The organism is Candidatus Magnetobacterium casense, from assembly GCF_019173545.1.
In the GTDB taxonomy this organism is placed as follows: Bacteria; Nitrospirota; Thermodesulfovibrionia; order Thermodesulfovibrionales; family Magnetobacteriaceae; genus Magnetobacterium; species Magnetobacterium cryptolimnobacter.
The window spans coordinates 1-3,259 of record NZ_JABXWD010000376.1 but is presented as its reverse complement, the minus strand read 5'-3'; the positions used below and the strand labels follow the sequence as shown (position 1 = coordinate 3,259).

Annotated in this window: 2 protein-coding genes; both read right to left on the bottom strand. The window is 52.1% G+C overall.

The genetic code is table 11. The annotated features are described in order from the left end of the window. Positions 1-66 precede the first annotated feature (66 nt). Positions 67-1,962: a CHAT domain-containing protein gene (locus tag HWQ67_RS15075; RefSeq protein ID WP_218253516.1), complete on the bottom strand. Its 1,896-nt coding sequence runs from the start codon at positions 1,960-1,962 to the stop codon at positions 67-69. Positions 1,963-2,024: 62 nt separating this feature from the next. Beyond that, entirely contained in the window at positions 2,025-3,182 is a 1,158-nt protein-coding gene (locus HWQ67_RS15070) for a radical SAM/SPASM domain-containing protein (RefSeq protein WP_218253515.1), read from the bottom strand. Between the last annotated feature and the right edge of the window lie 77 nt (positions 3,183-3,259).

The window sequence follows — 3,259 nt, the reverse complement described above, 5'->3', positions numbered from 1 at the left end:
CGGCTTGAAAAATGGATTCCCGCTTTCGCGGGAATGACAGCAAATGGCGTCTTTGGCCCGTCCATGTCATTCCTGTGTAAACAGGAATCCAGAAACTGCGAAACCATAGTCATGGATGAACTCAGCCTGCTTGTCCTGCAACCGTTCTTTAATTTCATATAAACGATACTTGTCCTCGTCTCTGGCGATAACGTCTAACCACTCCAACAGTCGAGGATTGCCGCCGCCGTACTTGAGATACATATCGGTATGTTTGCTCCTGGCGATAGAGTAAAGCTCTCTCGTCTTCTTGTCTAAGTCTGCGCCATTAAAGGACATGAGCGCAATATCAAAGAGTTTTATAGCGGGCAGGTTTTCACCATCACATTCAAGGATGAAGGGATACCGGCTCGATATGACGACGTTGCTGTTGCCTTCAGCCCAGTCAAGCACCTCAAGAAAGGGACGAATGATGCCCTCAAGCTCCTTTTTAACACAATACTGATTGCCATTACGATCAAGATTTTGTTCAAAGTCATCAAAGTATATTATTGTTGGAGTCTCATTTTTAAAGACTGTGCGGAAGAGGGCCTTTATCTTTTTCTCATACGAGCTATCAGATGTTAGAATCGCTAAACCATCCTCATTGCCCAATTTGTCAAGCAATTTCTTCAGTTTCACGATAACATCCGCCTCGCTGATGACACCGTGAAAGACGAGCAGCTCCTTCTTGTCCGCAAACCTATCAACGAGCTTGCCGACGAGACAGCTCTTGCCGATCCCTGCGGTACCGCGCACCAAAAGCCCGAACTTGTCAGTCGCCCCCCTGAGCACGCCTACACCCTGCTGAACATGCCGCCTCCTGCCGACAAATCCACGCTCCAGCACACGCACGTTGCTGTCCTTGAGGGTCTTGTGTTTGAGCTTGACGTGTTTGACGGGCTTAACCGGCAAACCAGCCGCCACCAACGGTACAACCGGCGTTGCGTCGCCAAAGAGCCTTAAGAGCGGCCAGGGGTTGTATTGACCCTCAAACGATTGTCGTGCTATTTTCAAGGCGCGATCCAGTCCACTGCCACCGGAGAGACACCCGTACATCTCAGCCGCCACCTGAGTCGCCCTGGTATCAGAGACAAGCAGACCCCAACCAATCACCCATTGTATACCCTTCTGCGCCATCCTGTACGCAAACGACTCCGAGTTAGTCTCTTCATGCGCACCCCCGGTTGAACAGCCCGAAAGGAAAAGCAACCTGGGTGGATGAGACTTAATCGCATCCCACAAGTTATCCGGCGATACCTCATGCAGCCTGCCGACCTCGTCCTCCATACAAAACACCGGCCCCTTTTCCTCATCGAATCCGGCATGACCCGTTATGTGGATGATGTCAAAGCCGCCGCCAAGAATGTTGGTCTGCTTAAGCCCCGCAAGGCTGCCCGTGTCCTCGACCCTCATGTCGATGTTATAATTGCCGGTGCTGCTAAAGATGCGCTCCTCCTCCTGTTCAAAGCCGAGGACATATTTAGCGTCCAAATCCGTTGGCGAGCAGGCCATAAAGAGCATCGTTAGCGGTTCTTGCTTGGGCGCAACCTGAGCCGACTTCCCCCGGTCCTCAACCAGCCGGATTATGTGTATATCATGTTCGAGCAGGAGCCAGCCGCCGTTGTTCAGCAGTTCAAACGGTAACTGCGTCAGGTCGTAGGTCGTTTGCAGATAGAGGGTTGCGTGCTTATTGGCGTCCCTGGCTGCGTCAAAAATCCCTTGCAGCTTTGCGTCACGATTGAGCAGGTCGTACAACTGCCTTCCGAGTTTGGCCCCTGCGTTGTGGTCGGTACGCCAGGAGTTCTTGCGCGTCTCCGTCAGGAGTGCGGCGACATCGGCCTCTTTGATGTGGTAGGGCGGTTCGTTGTTGATATGCACCGCGTGGCTGCCGTTGGCCGCGGACGATATCGTCATCGTTATGCTTATATTGTTGTTGTCCATAATTAACGATACACGAAAGAACTAAAAAAAGGAATCCTTTACTATATCACGGTGAATCCGAATCACATTTCATCTTCCGTTCGTGTCTTCTGACATCTGTAGAAATCCTTGCCTAACGGGTCACCGAACTCTGCAGCCCTGTATCTGCAACCACCTCTGCATGTCAGTTTCTCCGGGCAATCATTACACTTCAGGCTCGCTATCGGTATTGGCTTAAGACTCTGCCAACATCTCAGCAGGCCATCCTCAATTACGTTGCCAACGGGCTGACTTGCGTAGAAGGCGCACTTGGCTGCCTTGCCATCGGCCAGGACGGACATCAGGTGATAGCCACAGGCAAAGTCCGTATCACCGTAGTGGATTTCTCCACCAAAACCGTAATTCAACAGTCGCCCGCCAATTGCCGGGGATACCTTCAGGTTTGTATGTTGCTTAAAGTTACCGGCTACAGAGGCTATGTCAACTATCCAGTCCTTGACCCCCATCCCTGTAAACATCCCTTGCATGTGGTCAAAGTCGTTGACGTTTAAGGCATGTATCATCGTCGAAACGGACGTGGTAAAGCCTTTGCTGACAGATGCCGCAATGGCCTCCAACGTCCTGTTGAATGTACCAGTCCCCCGCAGTGCCTCATGGCCATCCTTCATGCCGTCCACGCTGATGATTATCTCATCCACGTTTAAGGTATCAAGCATGTCGGCATTCAGTGACAGACCGTTTGTAAACAGTAGCTTTCTCAGACCAAAGCGTGGCAGCATGTCGTTTAAGTGTGCAAACTCAGGGTGCATTGTCGGCTCTCCCCCCGTTAGTAACACCCTCAGCCCCTGCATGTCCTCAAACTCGCTCAGTACCGCACATATCTGCTCCACGGTCATCCTGTTAGCCCTGGACGACTCTATGTAGCAGTGCTTGCAGCTCAGATTACACTCGTCCGTGATCTGTAGTTCAAGGTATCGCAGCGACGGCAGAGGCGATTGTTGGAGATTTGGCCTGCCGTGCCGGTGGGCGGTTGGTCTGTTGGCCTGCTGCGGGGTCTGCTGCAGGATGCCCTCACCGATACAGAAGTCAACGAAGTCGGTTGTCTCACTCAAGACACCCTCATCAGAGGCCGCCATCGCCAGAAACTCAAAAGCCGTATCGTCAACCTCATAGAGGTCGTCCGTGTCCACACGGTACAGACACGGCATTTCGATCCGCTTAAGGTGACACCCCGGTGCCAAAAAATACCTCGCCCCCGACATCTGTGTTACAGGACAGGGGTCACATCTTTTTCAGGATCAGGTCCAGGTTTTTCGTC